Source organism: Methylobacterium sp. A52T, from assembly GCF_053346095.1.
Genome location: NZ_JBKFBI010000059.1, coordinates 1 through 18,449 on the forward strand (window position 1 = coordinate 1; position 18,449 = coordinate 18,449).

An 18,449-nucleotide genomic window follows, 5' to 3' on the forward strand; every position below is an offset into this window, starting at 1 on the left:
AGCCGGTGCGGAAGCTGTCGTTGCCGGCGTAGCCGCCGAAGGAGCGGTCGGCGCTGCCGGAGCCGTAGGCGAAGCCGCCGGTGCCGTACACGAGGGTGCGGTCGAAGGCGTAGCCGAGGCGGCCGCGGACGGTGCCGAAGAAGTCGAGGCTGGAGAGGCCGCGCGGGTCGGTGACGTAGTAGCCGGGGGCGAGGGCGCCGGAGATGAAGGCGCTGTTCCGGTTACGGCCGAAGTCGAGGTACTGGGCGTCGGCCTCGACACCGATCACGAGGCCGGAGCCGGGGGTGATCTGCCAGTTGTAGCCGATCTGGCCACCGCCGGAGAAGCCGTCCTGGCTGCGGTTGCGGAAGGAGGCGACGGTGCCGGGGGCGGCGTAGGGGAAGGGGACGGCGAAGGTGTTGCCGGTGTTGCGGTCGCTGGCGTCGAAGGCGTAGCCGGCGTTGATACCGAAGTAGGCGCCGGTCCAGGTGAAGACCGGGACGGGGGTGAACACCGGCGGCGGGGCGGCGCGGCGCGGCAGGTCGGCGGCCGAGGCGGCGGCGGTGAGGGCCGTGAAGGCGGCCAGCGAGGCCAGGAGCTTGGTCATGTCGGTTCCCCGAATGTGTGATCTGGCGGTGTGGCTACCGATCACCGGGGGAAATGGCTGTAGTTTTGAGGTCACACCGCCTGTCGAAGGCCCGAGATGCCAGAGTAAAGCGTCATTCAAGACGAGACGAAGCGCGGAAATACAGCGCGCATTACGCGGGCGAGCGCGACAACAACGCGGCGGCGTTTTGGTTGCATCGAGATGTCGGGTCGGCACCGGGTGTGACGGGCGCGCCACACCCGCTGCCGGTCGGCCGCCGGACGGCGCGGCGGTGATCCCGATCGCTCGCGCGGGATCCCGCCACCGGCCCGCGCAACCCGGCAAGGTGCCGGAACGCTCCCGCTGCCGCGAGACAGGGTTTCATCCCGCGGATCCCGATCGAGGGTTTGGTCACCGGCGCGTCCCGGGCCGCGATCCGCAGTTATGACTCCTGTTACCAGCGGGGAAATAGAGGGACTCGACAGTCGTCGTCGCGACGACCGCGTGATGGGAACCGGAGCGCCATGCATGTGAGAGTTCGCCTCGACGGCGCGAACCCGCGGCGCTGGCACGTCGCGCTGCTGGACCGCCTGTCCGGCTTGCCGGGCATCGCGGCCGTGAGCGTCGACGCCGCGCCCGGGCCGGACGGGTGGCCGGCACAGGCCGACCTGCTGTTCCGGCTGGAGGCCCTGATCTTCCGGCTGGCGCCGAACGGGTCGCGGCCCGTGCCGCCCGCCGCTCTCGCGGCCTGGACCCGTCCCGCGACCCCGGACCTCGTGCTCGACCTGTGCGGCGACGCGGTCGCCTCCTGCCCGGTCTGGCGCGTGGCCTACGACGGCGGCCTCGGCGAGACCGGCCTGCTCGCGAGCCTGCTCGCCGGCCGGGTCCCGCAGCTCGACCTCCTCGAAGGCGGCACCGTCGTCGCCGCGGGTCGCCTCGGCTCGGACTACCGGGGTTCCATCGCCGTGTCGTTCGAGGATGCCCTGTCGCGCACGGCGACGCTCGTCGCCGCCGCCCTGCGGGCCCGGTCGGACGGCCGCGCCTTCGCGGCGACGCCCGCCGCGGCCGCCGCCGCGCCCGTCCGTCCGGGGCGGATCCTGGCGTCCCGGCCGGCGCGGCTCGTCGCCCGGAGCCTCGTCGGCCGCCTGTACAGGCTGTGCTACCACGCCCCGCACTGGCGCACCGGGTGGCGGACCCTCCGCGGGCCGGACCTCGTCGCGCTGGGCCGCCATCCTGTGGAGGGCTGGCAGGTGCTGCCCGACGACGGGCGGCGCTTCTACGCCGACCCGTTCCCCCTCGCGGTCGACGGGACGACCCACGTCTTCGTGGAGGAGTTTCCGCACGCGACCGGCAAGGCGATCATCTCGGCGGTCCGCTTCGGGCCGGCCGGGCCCGAGGGGCCGCCCGTCCCGGTGCTGGAGGAGCCGCACCACCTCTCCTACCCGTTCGTGTTCGCGCGCGCGGGCTCCGTCTGGATGGTGCCGGAGAGTTCCGCGGCCGGCACGGTCGATCTCTACCGGGCGACCCGCTATCCGGGCGGCTGGGTGAAGGAGGCGACGCTCCTCTCCGGCGTGGTCGCGAGCGACGCGACGCTCCTCGAGCACGGCGGCCGCTGGTGGATGTTCGCCACCGTCCGGGACGCGCCCGTCGGCGCCCCGCCCGGATCGGGCTGCCACCACGACGCGCTGTATCTCTGGTCCGCGCCCGACTTCCGGGGGCCGTACGCGCCGCATCCGGCCAATCCCGTGCTGGTCGACCCGTCCTTCGCCCGGCCCGCGGGCCGGATCGTCGCGCGCGACGGGGTCCTGATCCGGCCGGTCCAGGATTGCGCCCACGGTTACGGCCGCGCCCTGTCGCTGGCGCGCATCGACCGGCTCGACCCGGAGGGGTTCGCCCAGACCATCCTCGACCGGATCGAGCCCGGTCCGGCCTGGCCCGGCAGCTGCCTCCATACGCTCAACACGGGCGGCGGGATCGAGTGCATCGACGGCTCCGGCCGGGCCTCGCGTCTCAGGGCGTATCTGAACGCGCGGTCCGGCGCCTAGGCCGGGCCGCGGCGGAAGCTCGGCCGTCCGGAACCAGCCGCCGCGATCCGTGTTCGCTCACGAACGCGGAGACCCGTTGCCCCCCATGATCATGATCCTCATCTGCTTTCTCGCGCCGTGGCTCGCCATGTTCCTGCGCGGAAAGGTGTTTCAGGGCATCCTCTGCATCATCCTCCACCTGACGATCATCGGATGGATCCCGGCGACGATCTGGGCGCTCGTCGTCACCCGCAAGGAGGCGGCCTGACCGAGGTGGCCTGACCGGGGCGGAGCGGCCGGGATCGGCGGCTCCGCCGCGCGGTCCGATCCCCGCTCATGAGAACGGCGGGGCTCTCGCCCCGCCGCTCACGCCGTCCGTTCGGGCAGTCCGTCGCCCGGGCGGCCCCGAGGGCCGCCGCGGCTCAGAAGCCCATCAGCACCCCGGCCGAGCCGGTCACCGTCATCGCGAGGCCGCCCAGGAAGGCGCCGATCATCGCGTAGGAGAAGCCCTTCAGGACCATGTCGTGCACTCCTTTCAGCAAGCGGCGGGTCCCCAGCCGGACCCGGTCGGTTCGTCTGCAATGATGATGCCGGATCGGCCGGTTGCGTGCGGTGCGAAGAGTCACGCTGCACCGCGGAACCGTTCGGCGCGCGTTCGGGCGGCCCCGGTCAGCGAGACGGCCGCCGGGCCCGTCTCGCTCACGCGAAGTGCGCCGGCAGACTGAGGGCCTGCGCGTAGGTCACGAGGGCGACCGCGCCGGCGATCAGGGTCGCCACCAGGGCGATGCGGTTGGTCCAAGTCATCGTCGTCTCCATCGGGTTCGCGACTGGGCTCGCGGTGTGATCCCGATGTACGCTCAAGCTTTTGGGTCCGGCGTGTCCCGGAACACCCGCGGTCGCCGGAGCCGCTCGGAACCGTCGCAGCGCGGTTCCCGCAACCGCGTCCGGGCCGCTCCCGATCGCCCGGGAATCGGGAGCGGCGCCCAGTCGGCGCTAGGCGGCTTGCAGCCCCGACGCGCCGTCCTTCGCCACGGCGCGCAGGGCGGCCGGGCGCGCCCGGCAGCGGTCCAGATAGGCATCGAGGGCCGCGCTCGCCGGGAAGGCCGCGCGGCCGAAGCCCAGGGCGCTGCCGATCAGGATGTCGGCGCCGGAGAACCGCGCGCCCATCACGTAGGGGCCGCGCGCCAGGGCGGCTTCCAGGCGGTCGACCACCGCCGCGTGGTTCCGGCGCTTCTGCGGCGATCCCGCGAGCTCACCCGTCAGGCCGGCGAACAGCGCGGGCTCGAACTCGGCGACGTACCAGGCCAGCCACGTCAGGTACGCGCCGCGCTCGGGGGCGCCCACCGCCGGCGCCAGCCCGGCTTCGGGGAACGTCTCCGCCAAGTAGAGCACGATGGCCTGGGACTCGGTGACCAGACCGCCCGCGTGCAGGACGGCCGGGACGCGCTTGTCGGGATGCGGGTTGGCGGCGTCCGGCACGCCCTCGCCCGTCATCGGCCGGAAGATCGAGACCAGCGCGATGGTGTAGGGCACCCCCATCTCCTCCAAGAGCCAGACGATGCGCGAGGAGCGCGATTGCGGGGCGTGGTACAGGGTGATCATGGCGCGGTTCCTGTCGGCACGGCGCGCGGGATGGCCGTGGCGGGAGGACTTGTAGGGACGCCCTGCTGACAGCATTCTGTCAGCAGGAGTCGGTGGATGCGGCGCGCGGACAGGCTGTTTCAGATCATCCAGATCCTGCGCCGCTCGCCGCGCCCGGTGACGGCCGCCGAGATCGCCCGGGAGCTGGAGGTCTCGGTCCGCACGGTCTACCGCGACGTCGCCGACCTCGTCGGCCAGCGCGTGCCGATCGAGGGCGAGGCCGGGTTCGGCTACGTGCTCGGCGCGGCGTTCGACATGCCGCCGCTGATGCTGACGCCCGACGAGATCGAGGCGGCCGTCCTCGGCGCGCAGTGGGTCGCGGGCCGGGGCGAGCCGGTCCTCGCCAAGGCTGCGCGGGACCTCATCGCCAAGATCACTGCCGTGGTGCCCGAGCGCCTGCGCCCGTTCATCGCCGATCCGTCGATCGGCACGCCGACGGCCTTCGCGCAGGCCGCGGACGGGATCGACGTCGCCCGCGCGCGGGCCTGGATCCGCGAGGGGCGCAAGATCCGCATCCAGTACCGCGACGTCCGCGGCGATCCGAGCCGGCGCGTGATCTGGCCGGTGATCGTCGGGTTCTTCGATCAGGCCCGGATGGTGGCGGGCTGGTGCGAGCTGCGCGGGGCGTTCCGGCACTTCCGCACGGACCGGATCACGGACGCCGAGTTCCTGGAGGAGCGGCACGGCCTCCGGCCCGCCGTCCTGCGGGCGCGCTGGAAGCGGAGCCTGCCGGACCGCCAGGAGGCGGCGAACCCCGCCGCGCCGGCCGCGCCGTAGAGGCCGGATGACAGGGCCACGCGGAATGTGACCTGGCGACCCCGGTAGGGCTCGAACCTACGACCTGCCGCTTAGAAGGCGGCGGCCTCACATAGTCACCGCATTTCACGCTATTCAATGTAGCTATGCGAGATTCACCGATTTTGGATGTCGCTCACACGAGGAAGTTGAGCGGACAACCGCGTAGTGTGACAAAATGCTGTGGAACCCGCTCGAATGATGCGTCGCCATGTGACCGTAACCGCGGCTGAAACCACGGACCAATCATGTGCATTCTGGCTGACTCGTTCTGGCCTCCGAGGCAGCGATTGAAGGACTCCTCTCCCACAGAATGTCGCGGCTGCGCTTACTCCCATCGTTCTGCCGACTCCGGCGGCATCTCGGAAGCGGCCTCTCCATCAGCGAAGATTGCGGTTCTGGAGCACGCTAGTGCACAAACGCCAACCAACGTGCCACATCGTCGTTCGTTAACTCAATGTTGATGCTCAAGCAACCACGCCGCCCCTTGTACGTTTTGTCGGCGCCAGCGCACTAGATGCCGCTATTGGGCCACCACAACTTGGGGAGCCGATTGCGACGCTAAGCATAAGTGCAGATCATCTACTCTGGATCAGTTCGATTCATTGAGCGCGACTATATACCCTGCACAGATTACCTCGTCGATCTATGGGTCGGCGGATTAAATCGAGACTAATAACAAACATTATTCAATCCCACCCCACAGGACAACGGACATCTAGTGAGCAGAGTGCAGATAATGAACTACATATTCGTGCGGGTATAGTACTGTGTGAGTTTGCGGCGAAGATCAGCCTCGTAGGGCAACGTGCGGATCTTGCTATGGTCGAAGAGCGGCAAAATAGGTTCCTGCTCGTTCAAACTCCTGAGCACGAACCGGCATTTTTCCAGTGCCCAGTGACGGCTGTGTGGGGGGCCATCAGCCCAGGCCTTTTTATAGCCCTCAAGAGCATGCTTTCGCGCCATATCGCGCTGGCCGAGTGCCAGGTAAAGCGTTGCAAGCGCCGCGCGCGGAGGATTGCGTTCGGCCGAGGCTGCAGCATCCTCAGCGGACGCACGGTCACCTAAACTTAGGAGCGACAAACCGCGCATGACTTCTGAATACTCGTCGCTTATCCCGACCTCGCGGGCCATCTCTAAGGCGCGATCGAAAGATTGCACAGCTGCAGTGTCATGGTGTTGATCCTGAAACCACTGCCCCTGCAAGAGAAAGAGATACCGCTCGTTGCTCCGCCAGCGTCCCGCCCGGGCGCGATGGAAAGCACCTTCGAACCAAGCAGTGGTGAGCTTGCCTTCGTGATACAAAAGTTCGCCCTCAATAACCATTCTGGCTACATCGAGCTGCTCACAACAATAATCCCCCTTTAAATCAGCAGAGAATTTTTCCCAGAGCATCCTCGCATCCGAAATATCACCCCGATCAATCATAAAATCGACCTCGATAAGATAGCAGTGGAGCATTTGGTGCCGATCTTCGATAACCGAGACAATTTCTTTACTTAGATCAAGCACCCTCTGAACACTCGCAACAGCACCTAATTGGTCTAGTACCTTAGAGTGATTATGGAGCATGGTAGTATGATTTCTTGACAATCTCTCTCCACGCAAATCTTCGATTTGGAACACGATTTGCGCCTCGGCATCGGCGTACCTACCAATTTCCCACAGCGCATGCGTAACCGTAGGCGCGATTCTGCCTCGTTCTCCGACCGTCACTGGCGGTGCTTGCCAGCCATTCGGAAACCAAGGTCTTAACAGCGCAAGGAGTAAGTCTGAGCGCTCAAGACGACGAAGCGCCTTTTCTAAATTGCTCAGGGCGGACCAAGCAGCATCAAGCTTATTAGCCAGTATGAGTGCCTGAACCACTTGCAGCGAGTTGGATAGCTCGGACACAGAGGTAACGCTAGTGTAAGCTGGCTCTGGCTTAGACGCGAAATAATCCGCCACGCGCTGGCCAGCATGGCTGCGGGCGTCCTCGCCCAGACAGTCAACCGCGTAGCCTCGCACGACCGGATGCAGGTCAACGGTGCCATTATGGCGATCGAGTTGCACTAAGCCGCGCAATTCCAAGTCGTTCAGCGTAGCATGGAGCCAAGTTGAAGCAATGAAAATGGCCGGAGATTGCCTCCAAGCGGCCAATTTAGCCTGGTACGCCTCAAATTCTGAGCAGGCAGCATTGTAGGACCGCCGGAATTCCGCCCTTCGTGTCCCAGGCTTTCGCTTAGCGGAGCGTCGGGAACTCTTCGGATCTCCGGCGTCAGATTGAAATAAGAAGGGATAGTCGTAACCTAACTCGCTGCGTGGGTCTGATACTGCTTCCGGTGGGTCGGGCCGTTTTGGGTTCAGCGCTTCCAAAACGTCGAGCCCCACTGCACCGCTTAGCATCCCTAATCTTGCCATCAGGGCGCGGGCGTCCAAATCTAGTGCGTCAAAGGCTTGTTTCAAAATATGGTTTTGTCGTTGCTTAAGCTCTGGATCGGCAAGGTTGATTGCGCCGCCGCCGCGGGGATCGTTCATCCAGTCGTCGAAGTTCATTCCCGCCCACAGCGCATTTCGCACCAAGCCGGCGATGAACCCCACTACAAGCGGATGGCCTCCAACCGTTTCCTGCAGATAGCGCTGCATCCGCTTACTATCGCCCGTAATACCTGCTTGGCGCATCATTGCAGCTGCATCGCCGGGCGCGAGACCACGTAAGACCTCGTGGCGCACGCCGGCTCGCGGCGCAGAGCCCGTCCACAACGCGTGCGGCATCAAGCGAGAAGTTATGAGTATCCGCGACGGGCCAGAAGCCGTTAATTGCCGTAGCAAATAGTCATCGTTGGGACGAATGCAGTCAGATGGCTTGATGCGGCGCTCCCCGAGAGATTGTTCGATATCTTCGTCTCGCGCCTGGGCGGCGTCGGCGCGGTGATAGGCTGCAAGCACACGTTCCAAGCCATCAAGCACCAGAAGCCACGACTTTTTCTGTACTTCGAGCAGAAATTCTTCAATAACTTCGTCTTCGGTCAGGCTGCGCACCGTCCCGGGCGCCCTCTGGGTCATGTAGGCGACGGCGGTTACTACAAATTCAAGCATATCCGCGCCACGTTCGTAGAAGCTATACCAAAATCGTCCTGCCCACGGTATGTTGAGTCTCGCCACATGTGTGTTGACCCAATGCCAAGTGAGCATGCTCTTACCCATACCCCCGATGGCTTCTAAGACAAGGACAGGGTCGTTGCCGCAAGACCATTTGTCTAGCAGAGCGATTTCATGCTGCCGTCCTTCAAAAGCGTGGCCTGCAGTGTAGCGGGGTCTTGCCACGAGCATAGGAGGCGGTGAGAGGAGACCTACGGTGGAAGGATGCCTTATAGCGTCGCGCGGAGGTGCGAGCTGAAGATCTTTTACAACAATCGCGAGCCGGGCGAGGCACTGTGTCAGAGAGCTCTTGACATCTTTTGGATCGCCAAATTTACAGTTGATCCTTTTACGGTCTCGTGCTCGAGCCCGAAAGGCTAAGAGTTTATCTTGATTCGACGCCTCCTTCAGCACGTCAGATGGACGAGCTAGGACGTCAGCGTCCTGCAGGAACACGCAAATTGGTAGACCCAGTTCTTCGGCGCGCCGAAATTCTAGTTCAGTCACGGAGAGCTTTTGTGGATTAAGATCTACATCTTCGATCACTTGCCCATACCGGTAGTGGCTGATCAGCACCACATAGATGTCAGCTTCTTCGACCATCTCCATCGAATTTTCAATGATGCCGCGATCGGGCATCGCTGGGCTAACTTCCATGAGCAGCGGTAGCATCTTCTGCCCGAGAATGGCATCTCGCGCAGCCTCTCGTTCCGCGGTTAAGTCGCTGAATGTGCTGGACAACATGACTTTGAGAACGTGATCCGACTTGCGCATCCGGCCTGCCTCGCTACCAACAATCCACTTGCCATCGATAGGTGCGAGCGTCCAGTCCTAGCGACGTTAACACGTTCGTGGAGGATACACGTGAGCCTATCAAAGCGAGACCATCTCGATCCCGATTATGGCCCCAAACGGATCCTCTCAATCGACGGGGGCGGAGTACGAGGAATGCTCACGCTGCAGTTCCTCAAGCGTGTCGAAATTGAGGTCAGAAAACGGCTTGGCGACGGAGCACTACTTTGTGATTATTTTGACTTAATCGGCGGGACTTCAACTGGGTCAATTATAGCGGCTGGGCTTGCGTGCGGCATGACAGTGGGCAGGCTTGAAGCGCTATACGAGAATATCAGCGCGGATGTTTTCCGCACCGGAGGATTTACGAGGCTTTTACCCAATCAATTTCAGGGCAAACTTGCACCAAAATTTCCCACTGAACCCTTACAACATTTTCTCGATCAAGAACTTGGCGCAGATACGACGCTCGATAGCGATAAAATCCGTACTGGCTTAATGATCATGACCAAACGTCTTGATACGGGTAGTCCATGGCCCCTACACAACGGCGGTCGGGGGGCGTTCGCAGAGCAAGACGGGAAGCTGCGTCTCACTCAGATCATTCGTGCGAGCACGGCTGCCCCAACTTACTTCGCCCCTGAAAAAGTTCGCATCGCATCTCGGGGTGGCGATACCATAGACGGTGCATTCGTCGATGGCGGAGTAACTCCATTCAATGATCCCGCTTGGCAGCTCTTGATGCTGGCGACACTTCAGGGACACGGCTTTCAATGGCGGACCGGGCGAAACGAGCTTCTTATCATTTCCATTGGCACTGGACATTTTTCTAAGCAGCGCAACACCGATGATATAATTTCTAGCATCGCCGCAACGCAGGGAATAATTGCACTGCAAACATTGATGGACGACTGCGGACGGATAAATCGCGCCACACTACAGTGGATGACGCACTGCCTCACGCCCTCAATGATCGATCGAGCCGTTGGTGACATGAGGCTTGACAGTACATCAGGCCCTCAACTAGCAACCTATGTTCGTTACAACATTTTATTGGAGCAGAACTGGCTCAGGGCGGAACTCGATAGAAAGATATCGAATGATGAAATTGATGCGATTTGCAGAATGGACGATCCTGCAAACCTCCATACCCTCGCCGAGCTTGGACAAAAGGCAGCAGAAAAGTTTGTCAAACCAAATCACATGCCTGCAGCATTCGACTTCGTCAGACGTCCGATGTCGTTGTAACCCGCTGGCGCGGTACCAGGCCAGGAGTTCGCGTTCGAGCTCCGGATGCGTCCTTGTACCTCGCTCGCCTGCTCGGTCAGGGCGCCGATCACCTTGATGGCGAACTCCGGGACCTCGCGCTCCTCACCGGCGGCTGCACGCCGAAGGCCAGGGCGTGTGTAATTCCCTTCGGGAGGTCGATACTGAACTTGGCCAGGAGTCCGCAAATCATGTTGGCCAGCTGCGCGCGCTGACGGGCTCGAAGATCGCACTTTCGGTGCAGAGACATCGCCGCCTGCTGCTCGACGGGTTTGATCGGCACGAAGCGCATGGTCGGCCGTGTGGCCGTCTCGCGGATCGCCTTGGCGTCCGCCGCATCGGTCTTGCCGCGCTTCACGTAATGCTTGACGTAGGCCAGCGGCATCAGCCGCACCGCGTGTCCGAGGGCAGTGAGTTCGCGCGCCCAACGATGGCGCCTGCCGCAAGCTTCCATGCCGGTCAGGCACGGCGGCAGCTTGCGGAAGAATGGCCTCACCTACACCCGCCTCAGAGCGCTTCGAACGAGGACCTCGCCCGTACAGTTTTCGACGTGCACTCGAAAGACGTTCTTGGCGAGGTCGAGCCCGACGGTCGTGATCTCCATCGTAGTGGCTCCAATCTCATGCTGCGCGACAGCACCCTCTTGGCGTTGCTGGGCCAGAAGCGGGAGCCATCCATGCCATCTGCTTAGCCGCAGCTTGAATCCTGCAGCGAAAGAGCCGCTACTGGCCACTGTCCGCCGCTTAAATGGGCAAACATGCCTTGACCGCCGCACTCGATATGCCGTCCGAGAGACAAACCGCGGAGCGCGAACCCCGTATGTCGGGGGCGGGGCATATTAGGAATCCAATGCGAAGCGAGCCTGTTTTCCGGATTTAACACCAGTGAAAACAAATTCCTTGCCAATATCGCATGAGCACGTTCTGTTGCGGCCACTCACGGAGGCAACATAACATGAGTCCACCGGCGATCACGAGTCGCATTTATATGTGTGCGTCCGACTGCGATCTGAATAGAATTACAAGACTAGAGAAGACGGCCATTTACATAATTGGCTACGCCTCCGGACGCGGATTCATAGCTTTGAATCCCCATCCAATTATCTGCATGGAAGACTGCAAAGGAACTCTCATCATAACTTGGTCGAGCATTTATGCACAATACAAGCTTTTAAATGTCTCAGCCGAGGCCTGGCGATTAGTTGGTCGCGAACTTGAAACTAACGTGATCCATAGAATAGAAACTCGCGATGTGACTGGCTAGAGCATGCCAGACGGCATAGATCGGTACACGACTCGCGTTCTGAGCAAGAGAGCCAAAAGAAACGTAGTGTCGCTAAGCTTTACCTTAAGCTGAAGTGCGCGCAGGGCTGGATACGTACGTATTGTTGGCTGTTGCGCAATAGCGGTGATTTCGGCCTTATAGCTCCACGATTCATATGCGGCTGGGTGGGGTTGCATTCAGGGTTTTCCATCCTGGAATATGTAGCTTGGTCTACGGTTAGATAGAAGACGTAGGCTTACACCGAAGAGTCGGCGGACTGGAAATCCGTCATACGCGGCGCACATCGCCCCCGGCATCGGATCGTATCTCGAACATGGCTTAGCCACGAGCGAGGTGCGTCTGAATGCCCAGCGCCTTCGACGTCCTTGCCCGAATTTGTACGGGTGCACGATGTCGGACGAATGGATTCATAATCCCGAGCCACTTCTGGCGATCAAGCAAGCCTCTGGAAAGCTCGGCGTCCATTATTGGATGCTGCTGCGACTCGTTAACGAAGGCAAAATCCCGTCATATACATTTGGAAATTCCCGAAAGAGAGTTTACCTGTCGGAAGTTAGGGCATTTATCCAGGCCTCCCAACAGGGAGGTTTGCGATGAGGCCCGAGTTGTTTCGAACGCTCGCTCCATTGTACTGGGACTGCGGCTTCCGCGTCCTCCCGCTTGAGCCGCGAACCAAGCGGCCTGCGCAGGAGCTCAAGGGATGGCCCGGCTTCGCCTCTAGCCCGCTCAGCGCCGACAAGCGCGCCGAGTTCATCAATCGCTACCCAGATCGCGGCCTCGGCATCCTCACAGGTACCGAGCTATCGGACGGGTATCGTCTCGGCGCGATCGATGTCGATCAGGATGCGTTAGTAGCGGCCGTGCAGGTCGTCCTCGGCGCCGCTTCCTGCGCCAAGCGCGGCAAGAAGGGCCTCACGATCTTCGTCCGCTACGATGAAGATCTGAAGTCCACCAAGATCGTGGATGCGTCGGGCGGGGGCGCTATTGACGTGCTACTCGGCGCGAAGTTCTCGGTCCTGCCACCGTCAATCCATCCCGAGACAGGTACGCCATACGCCTGGATTGGCTCGGCGCTCCTAGACATCGAACTCGCGGCGCTACCAATCATCGGTCGCGAGACGCTGCGGCTGCTGAGGACGGTGATTGGGTCGCCACACGCGCAGGTGATCACGTCGGGAATCGGTACACACGATGCCGGTGTCGCATTTGCGGCGCAGCTCGTGGCGCACGGATGCGAGGACGATCAGATTACCGGGATTGTTACCGCGCTGCTGCCGGCTGGCTACGATGGTAACTCGCTGGCTGAACTCCCGGGCTGGATCGAGAGCGCCCGCGAGAAGGGGTTTGCGGACACCGTGAGAGGAGGTGCCGGCGGTGGGAAGCGTGAAAACCCGACACCGGCCGATAGTGTGCTGGCGGCGCTCACCGAATTGGGCGTGGATCTGTTCCATGATGAGCGCAAGCGCGGCTTCATCTCCGTCCCGACGGAGGCCGGCGGCATCCTCACCTACCCTGTCAACTCGTCGATGGCTGCGGCGGTACTCCGGCAGGTGTTCTATCGGTTGACTGGCAAGGCTCTGAAGGACGCGGCCCTGTCCGACATTGCAGCGGTCCTCAGCGCACGTGCGATCTTCGACGGTCGATGCGAGAAGATCTGGAGCCGCATTGGCCGACAGGGCACCGACGTACTCGTCGACCTGGGCAGACCGGACGGTCGCATCGTGCTCATAACGGGCGGCGGCTACCAGATCCTCGCTCGCAGTCCAGTGCGCTTCATCCGAACGCCCGGGATGCTGGAATTACCGGAGCCGGTCCCAGGCGGCCGGATAGAGGAGTTGCGTGACCTGCTCGCGTTGCCGGACGAGACCTACAACCTCGTCCTGGCGTTCCTCATCAACGTCCTAAGACCGGGCGGCCCCTACCTCTGCCTGCTCATCGAAGGGGAGCAGGGCAGTGGAAAGAGCTTTCTCAGCTCGGTCTTGCGCAGGCTTATCGACCCGAACCAAGCCGAGAAACTCCGCCTCCCGGAGAACGAGCGCGACCTGATGGTGCTAGCCGACGCCCTGTTCATGCTGGTGTTCGACAACTCTTCGGGCATGAGCGCGAACGTGTCGGATGCCTTGTGCTCTCTCGCGACAGGCAGCGGGTACGCCAGTCGGAAGCTCTACACTGATGGTGAGCTGTATATGATGAACGCCACGCGGCCATTCATCATCAACGGCATCAGCGACGTTGCGACCAAGTCCGATCTGATCGAGCGCGTCATACCGGTGAAGCTCGTCCGGATGGAGGACAATACGAGACGGACCGAAGGTGACATGAACGCTGCCCTGGAGGCGCTTCGCCCAAGGCTTCTTGGTGCCATCTACGACGTCATTGCCTGCGCGATCCGCAACGAGGCCGTTACCGCCACCCCTTCCGGCGTTCGCATGATCGATGCCGCCCGATGGTTGGCGGCCGCTGAGCCCGCGACCGGCCTGCCAACGGGCACAATCGTCGAGGCGCTGATGCAATGCCAGAACGAGCGGATCATTGAGCGGACCAACAACGATCCAGTCGTGGTCGCGCTGAGAACGACTCTGGAGGAGGGACGCTTCGAGGGCACGATTGCGGGACTACTAGAAACGATTAAGCCGGATTATCCGCCCAGGTTCTTCCCGGATACACCTCTCAAACTATCGAAGCATATGGACAAGATCAGGACGGGCCTCAAGCTCATTGGCATCCATTACGAACGCGGCCAGCGCAGCAATAAGGGCCAAACGATCCGCGTCTGGTTAGATGGACAAGAGAACGATGCGCCTGCACCGCCAAGGAGAAAATTGAACTTTGGCCCGCCCGATGCACCAAATTACTGATCACCGGTGCAGGGAGTGACGATAGTGTAGGTCGACACCCCTTCTCCTAAAAAATGGGAAGGGGGGAGGGAGCCCCCCTCTCCCCTAGAGCGTCGAGGCGCGAGGATCACCGGCTGTGTACACGACCTGCACGCCTACACGTTGAAAGCCGACCTGCCGCTTCGCGGGCGTTAAGTTACGACCTGCGAAGCTCAACCCGCTGTATTCCCGATGTCAGCGGAATACGACGAGTCGTATTTCCCACCGCTTGACGGGCATGCCTCGGAACTGTGGTTCCATCTGTGGTTACGAGCGAGTCCGCCAAAAGGTCTCGGGACGATATCTGACTAACGCTAGTCGCGCGCCGTTCGTTAACCGCGCCCCCGTCCGAACAATTGCTCCTCCTGCAACCGCATGTTTTTCTTTTCAAATATCACGTGGAGCGTTCTTCATGCCGTCGAAGCCCTTCAACATCAGCCTCACGAAGCGCGATCGGCAGCGTAAGCTCCGCTCCGGTGAGATCGTCGTGAATACCCGCTGGGTCCTGAACTACTCGGACCCTAAATCCGGTCAGCGCACGCAGCTGTTCTTCGTCCGCCAGAAGGACGCCATAGCCAAGCGCAATGAGATTCAGGCCGCCGTCGAGGCACGCTCCTACGTCCCTGACCGCGACGCCATCACAGTCGCTGACGCGGTGCGGCGCTGGCTCGATGGCCGACGCGATGACGTGAAAGGCCGGACCTTGTTCGGATACGAACAGGGCGCACGCTATATTACTGGGCCGCTCTTAGTCTCGGCGACACCTACCCAGCGCCGCATCTTTACCGAGACTGGTCTCGTGCCGGAGGGCGCGTCACTCGCTCCGATGCTCGGCGCGACGAAGGTCACTCGTCTCGGGACCGGCGACATCCGCGCCTGGCACAAGCTTCTCGTGCGGGAGGTCGGATCGTCCACTGCGGCGCGAGCGAAGAAGTACCTGGGCAGCGCGCTCGCGCTAGCGGCGGAGGATCTCGGCATCCGGCCACCAACGATGCCGACCCGGCTGAAAGCCGCGCCGCGCGTGCGCAAGACCATCCTCACGCCCGCACAGATCGCGGCTGTCCTGACCGTCGCCGAGGCTGATGCAGAACGCGGCCCATATGTCGCCTTCCCGTTTCTTGCCGGTACTCGGCCCAGCGAACAGCTCGCGCTGCTGTGGGAGGATGTCGACTTCGAGCGGAACGTCATACGCATCAGACGAATGCAGGAGATGGACGGCCGGCAGTGTGAAGTCACGAAGACGGACGCCGGGCGGCGGGATATCCCTATGTCGGCGCGGCTGCGCGCGCTGCTAGTCTCGTGGCAGGAGATCTGCCCCCGACGCGAAGGCGAACCGCACCGCGTATTCCCGGGTCTCGGAAAGCGGCAGGCGTGGCCGCTGCCGCGGGTCAGGGGTGGTGGCATCCTGTTGTACGCCAACTTCAGGACTCGGATGTGGGCGCCGCTGCTGAAGCGGGCAGGCATTCCATATGTCACTCCTCATTCCGCGCGGCACGCGTTCATCTCGATCCTTCAGGCCGAGGGCATCGAAGTGGGTCTCGTGGCGAAAATTGCCGGCCACAAGAGTCCGGCTGTGACCCTGTCCCATTACACGCAGGCCGTTCGGGGCGGAGAAGCCGCCTCAATCGCGATTGACCGGGCTTTCGCCGCATAGTGGAGGTTTTCACGCGCGTAGTGCCTCTAATATTGCATCTTTGCTCGCCGCCACACGGATTGTGTAGGTGGGCAGCGTGCCTAGGCGCCGCGTAAAGAAATTTAAAATCGATAGCGCAAGCAACTGATAGTATTCATGCGTTAACTGCGCCAGAACTTATCGAATTGCTCTCGACCATCGCGCATGTTTTCCTACTCTGGCACAACTTTCCGGACAAAGAGACACGACAATGCCGAGCAGCGCCCTCCACGAGACCTCCGCCGCAGCTGCTGGAGCTGGGCTCAGTAGCCGCCGTCTCGCTGCCGCACATATTGAGGCCGCCCGTCAGCACGCGGCTGCTGCCGACGCTCACGCGCTTGCCGTAGAAATGCATTACGAGGCCCGCGAACCGGGTGACGAGACCATCCCGGACCGGCAGCAGGACGCTGAAAAAGCCAGCGCTGATGCGGCGACGCAGACCGACACTGCCGCGGAAGCGACCGAAGCAACGGGCATGGTGTTGAGTGCAGCGCGTGACGCGGGTCGCGAGGCGGGCGAGGCGGTTCGGCTGGCTGAGGATGGTGAGGATCCGCGCGACTCCCACGCAGCAGCAGCACAGCACCACGCGGCGGCAGCCAAGCGACACGCCAGAGTTGCTAATGCCGCCGCCCCGGGCAGTGCGGAGGCCAAGGAGGCCCGCGCCGAGGCGGAGAGTGCCGCGGTGCGAGCGGAAGACGCCGCAGCGGCGCAATGAGAACTTGTGATCCCTTCCTGGCCTTCCGCCTTGCCGTCTTGAATGTCGAATTAGAAGGAGGGAATGGACGCTGACAGCGCCGGTGATCTACCCCATGATCACATGCCGCTGAAGTTGCGACCGGATTACGAACGCCACCCGGCTACGCATCTAAGGATGCGCGCTTTGTATCCGAAAGCTGCATGGAAGCCGGTTGCCTTAGCCGCGAAGGCGCTACCGGCCAGTTGCCCGTTCGATCCGGCCATTACTCGACCCACTTGTAGCGCTCTTTCAACTTGCTCATCTGCGCGAAGGTTAGCACGCCGGCGTTCTGTAGCTGGCCGATCACTAGGCCAGGCGCGATACCCTGATCAGCAGCGAAAGCCACCACCTCCGCCTGCGTGCCGCCGAACGAAGCGATGAACCGCTGCAGCGCAACCTGCGGAATCAGAAAGTTCGCGGCCCACTGGTTCGCCTCGTCCTCCTCTGGCCCCTGGCCACCAAACCCATTGCCGTCAAGGAAGACCGTTTTGCGGCTGTGGAGCAGGAGATGGGCCGCCTCGTGAAAAAAGGTGAACCAGAAGTGGTCGTTGGCAAGATGTCGCAAGCTTTGCTGGATGAGTGCTTTCCGCGGCGACAGCCAGCGCGAGATGCCGCTCAGCGCAATGTCTGGCAGCGCCCTGACGATCACGAAGGCGACGCCCGCCTGCGCGCACGCCGCCGTCAGGAGTGGCAGCGCCTCGGCCAACGGCTTCAGGGTGAGTGTGCGGGCCTCGCGCAAGACGTCGAGGAACTTGGCCCTATTATAGTCCAAGCAATTAATCTCCGCCGCCGCCATCTCGCCTAGGCGAAGCCAAGCCATCAGCGATTCCTCATGGCTGTCGTAGGACGGCGAGTGCCGGAACGAGACTGTGGCCATGTCCTCGAATCGCTGCCGGCACGCCTCGACGCTGCCGACTCCGAAGAAGATCAACAGCTGCCGGACGTCGTCCGCGGCGTCCCCGGCGTGGCCGATAGCGCCACGGCGGCGCAGTTCGGCCAAGGGGAACCGCCGCGCCCAGGGTGCCTGCTTGGCAAGCTTCTTCTCGTCCTCGGCCTCGGCGAGCCGCAGCCTATAATGCGCCTCCATCGCCAGCCACACGTCGGCCTCCATCCCGAGCACCCGCTCGAACTGCATGGCCGTCTCCGGCTCGATCGGCGCCTTGCCAGCAATGATCTCAACGATCAGCTTGGCAGAGCGGCCACAGCGTCGCGAGAACTCGCGCGCCGAGATGCCAAGCCCGTCCAAGTATTCGTCCAGAAGGCGCCCTGGCGGGACGCCATAGTCTGGCCGGTAGTCGCGGCTCTCGGCCGACATCAGTCAGCGGCCCCGTGCACCGCGGGCGATTCATTCGACACCCAGCACCTCGATCTCGTCGACCAGACCTTCATCAATATCGTTTTCCTCCCCCGTCCGGCCACCAATGCTGGGTGCTGCAAACAGGAGTCTGCGTGAAGGCGCGAGATTGACCGCGAACCGCCCCTGACCGCGATCTATCACGCAAAGCATTATCGGCGGCTTTCTCGGCACCCGGCCGAGGTCCTGCGCCGCTGATAGCACCGCGAGCCGCGTGGCGATCCGCTCCGCGAGAAGGGGTCCATATATCTTCTCTAGCCGCTCGTACTCATTGAACATGCGCCGAGTCGCCTCATCCCGGAACCGGATCCGCAACAGACCCTC

At 62.6% G+C, this 18,449-nt stretch carries 12 protein-coding genes and 1 pseudogene; 7 read left to right on the forward strand and 6 right to left on the reverse strand.

Annotated features, from left to right (window positions below; translation table 11 throughout):
• Nucleotides 1-586 (reverse strand): outer membrane protein (locus ACLBYE_RS15670; RefSeq protein ID WP_447694864.1); only part of this gene is annotated, 586 nt, incomplete at its 3' end.
• A 503-nt stretch (nucleotides 587-1,089) separates the two neighbouring features.
• Here ACLBYE_RS15670 and ACLBYE_RS15675 point away from each other — a divergent pair.
• Both ACLBYE_RS15675 and ACLBYE_RS15680 read left to right on the forward strand, forming a co-directional pair.
• On the forward strand, nucleotides 1,090-2,610 hold the full coding sequence (locus tag ACLBYE_RS15675) for a glucosamine inositolphosphorylceramide transferase family protein (RefSeq protein ID WP_447694865.1): 1,521 nt from the start codon (nucleotides 1,090-1,092) through the stop codon (nucleotides 2,608-2,610).
• Nucleotides 2,611-2,695: 85 nt separating this feature from the next.
• Nucleotides 2,696-2,857: a YqaE/Pmp3 family membrane protein gene (locus ACLBYE_RS15680; protein ID WP_007567273.1), complete on the forward strand. Its 162-nt coding sequence runs from the start codon at nucleotides 2,696-2,698 to the stop codon at nucleotides 2,855-2,857.
• 725 nt (nucleotides 2,858-3,582) lie between these two features.
• On the opposite strand, the gene ACLBYE_RS15685 is transcribed toward ACLBYE_RS15680, so the two are convergent.
• Complete coding sequence (locus tag ACLBYE_RS15685) at nucleotides 3,583-4,191, reverse strand: glutathione S-transferase family protein (protein ID WP_447694866.1); 609 nt, start codon at nucleotides 4,189-4,191, stop codon at nucleotides 3,583-3,585.
• A gap of 96 nt (nucleotides 4,192-4,287) precedes the next feature.
• Between ACLBYE_RS15685 and ACLBYE_RS15690 the strand changes: the two genes are divergently transcribed.
• Complete coding sequence (locus ACLBYE_RS15690; RefSeq protein WP_447694867.1) at nucleotides 4,288-5,007, forward strand: helix-turn-helix transcriptional regulator; 720 nt, start codon at nucleotides 4,288-4,290, stop codon at nucleotides 5,005-5,007.
• A 762-nt stretch (nucleotides 5,008-5,769) separates the two neighbouring features.
• Here the strand turns inward: ACLBYE_RS15690 and ACLBYE_RS15695 are convergent.
• On the reverse strand, nucleotides 5,770-8,919 hold the full coding sequence (locus ACLBYE_RS15695; RefSeq protein WP_447694868.1) for a DUF4062 domain-containing protein: 3,150 nt from the start codon (nucleotides 8,917-8,919) through the stop codon (nucleotides 5,770-5,772).
• A 90-nt stretch (nucleotides 8,920-9,009) separates the two neighbouring features.
• Here ACLBYE_RS15695 and ACLBYE_RS15700 point away from each other — a divergent pair, with 90 nt between their 5' ends.
• Nucleotides 9,010-10,185, forward strand: coding sequence for a patatin-like phospholipase family protein (locus ACLBYE_RS15700; RefSeq protein WP_447694869.1), 1,176 nt, complete (start codon nucleotides 9,010-9,012; stop codon nucleotides 10,183-10,185).
• A gap of 205 nt (nucleotides 10,186-10,390) precedes the next feature.
• Here ACLBYE_RS15700 and ACLBYE_RS15705 read toward each other — a convergent pair.
• A pseudogene (locus ACLBYE_RS15705) lies at nucleotides 10,391-10,807 on the reverse strand (IS110 family transposase); the annotation flags it as partial.
• A gap of 1,273 nt (nucleotides 10,808-12,080) precedes the next feature.
• On the opposite strand from ACLBYE_RS15705, the gene ACLBYE_RS15710 reads away from it, so the two are divergent.
• The 3 genes from ACLBYE_RS15710 (at nucleotide 12,081) to ACLBYE_RS15720 (ending at nucleotide 16,750) form a co-directional block, all read left to right on the forward strand.
• A complete protein-coding gene (locus tag ACLBYE_RS15710) occupies nucleotides 12,081-14,345 on the forward strand; it encodes a bifunctional DNA primase/polymerase (RefSeq protein WP_447694870.1) in 2,265 nt (754 codons plus the stop codon).
• A 430-nt stretch (nucleotides 14,346-14,775) separates the two neighbouring features.
• Nucleotides 14,776-16,017 carry a tyrosine-type recombinase/integrase gene (locus ACLBYE_RS15715; protein WP_447694871.1) on the forward strand — a complete coding sequence of 414 codons (1,242 nt, stop codon included), beginning with the start codon at nucleotides 14,776-14,778 and terminating at the stop codon, nucleotides 16,015-16,017.
• Nucleotides 16,018-16,384: 367 nt separating this feature from the next.
• Nucleotides 16,385-16,750 (forward strand): hypothetical protein, encoded by a 366-nt coding sequence (locus ACLBYE_RS15720; protein WP_447694872.1) that lies wholly within the window; start codon nucleotides 16,385-16,387, stop codon nucleotides 16,748-16,750.
• A 244-nt stretch (nucleotides 16,751-16,994) separates the two neighbouring features.
• On the opposite strand, the gene ACLBYE_RS15725 is transcribed toward ACLBYE_RS15720, so the two are convergent.
• Nucleotides 16,995-18,086, reverse strand: coding sequence for a HigA family addiction module antitoxin (locus ACLBYE_RS15725; RefSeq protein WP_447694873.1), 1,092 nt, complete (start codon nucleotides 18,084-18,086; stop codon nucleotides 16,995-16,997).
• A gap of 30 nt (nucleotides 18,087-18,116) precedes the next feature.
• A complete protein-coding gene (locus ACLBYE_RS15730) occupies nucleotides 18,117-18,404 on the reverse strand; it encodes a hypothetical protein (RefSeq protein WP_447694874.1) in 288 nt (95 codons plus the stop codon).
• Nucleotides 18,405-18,449 lie beyond the last annotated feature (45 nt).

What these genes read in the sequence shown, in the direction of transcription:
- ACLBYE_RS15715 (WP_447694871.1), top strand. Translation starts at nt 14,776, where the DNA reads ATGCCGTCGAAGCCCTTCAACATCAGCCTCACGAAGCGCGATCGGCAG.
- ACLBYE_RS15730 (WP_447694874.1), bottom strand. Translation starts at nt 18,404, where the DNA reads ATGTTCAATGAGTACGAGCGGCTAGAGAAGATATATGGACCCCTTCTC.
- ACLBYE_RS15720 (WP_447694872.1), top strand. Translation starts at nt 16,385, where the DNA reads ATGCATTACGAGGCCCGCGAACCGGGTGACGAGACCATCCCGGACCGG.
- ACLBYE_RS15725 (WP_447694873.1), bottom strand. Translation starts at nt 18,086, where the DNA reads ATGTCGGCCGAGAGCCGCGACTACCGGCCAGACTATGGCGTCCCGCCA.
- ACLBYE_RS15685 (WP_447694866.1), bottom strand. Translation starts at nt 4,191, where the DNA reads ATGATCACCCTGTACCACGCCCCGCAATCGCGCTCCTCGCGCATCGTC.
- ACLBYE_RS15675 (WP_447694865.1), top strand. Translation starts at nt 1,090, where the DNA reads ATGCATGTGAGAGTTCGCCTCGACGGCGCGAACCCGCGGCGCTGGCAC.
- ACLBYE_RS15690 (WP_447694867.1), top strand. Translation starts at nt 4,288, where the DNA reads ATGCGGCGCGCGGACAGGCTGTTTCAGATCATCCAGATCCTGCGCCGC.
- ACLBYE_RS15680 (WP_007567273.1), top strand. Translation starts at nt 2,696, where the DNA reads ATGATCATGATCCTCATCTGCTTTCTCGCGCCGTGGCTCGCCATGTTC.
- ACLBYE_RS15710 (WP_447694870.1), top strand. Translation starts at nt 12,081, where the DNA reads ATGAGGCCCGAGTTGTTTCGAACGCTCGCTCCATTGTACTGGGACTGC.
- ACLBYE_RS15695 (WP_447694868.1), bottom strand. Translation starts at nt 8,919, where the DNA reads ATGCGCAAGTCGGATCACGTTCTCAAAGTCATGTTGTCCAGCACATTC.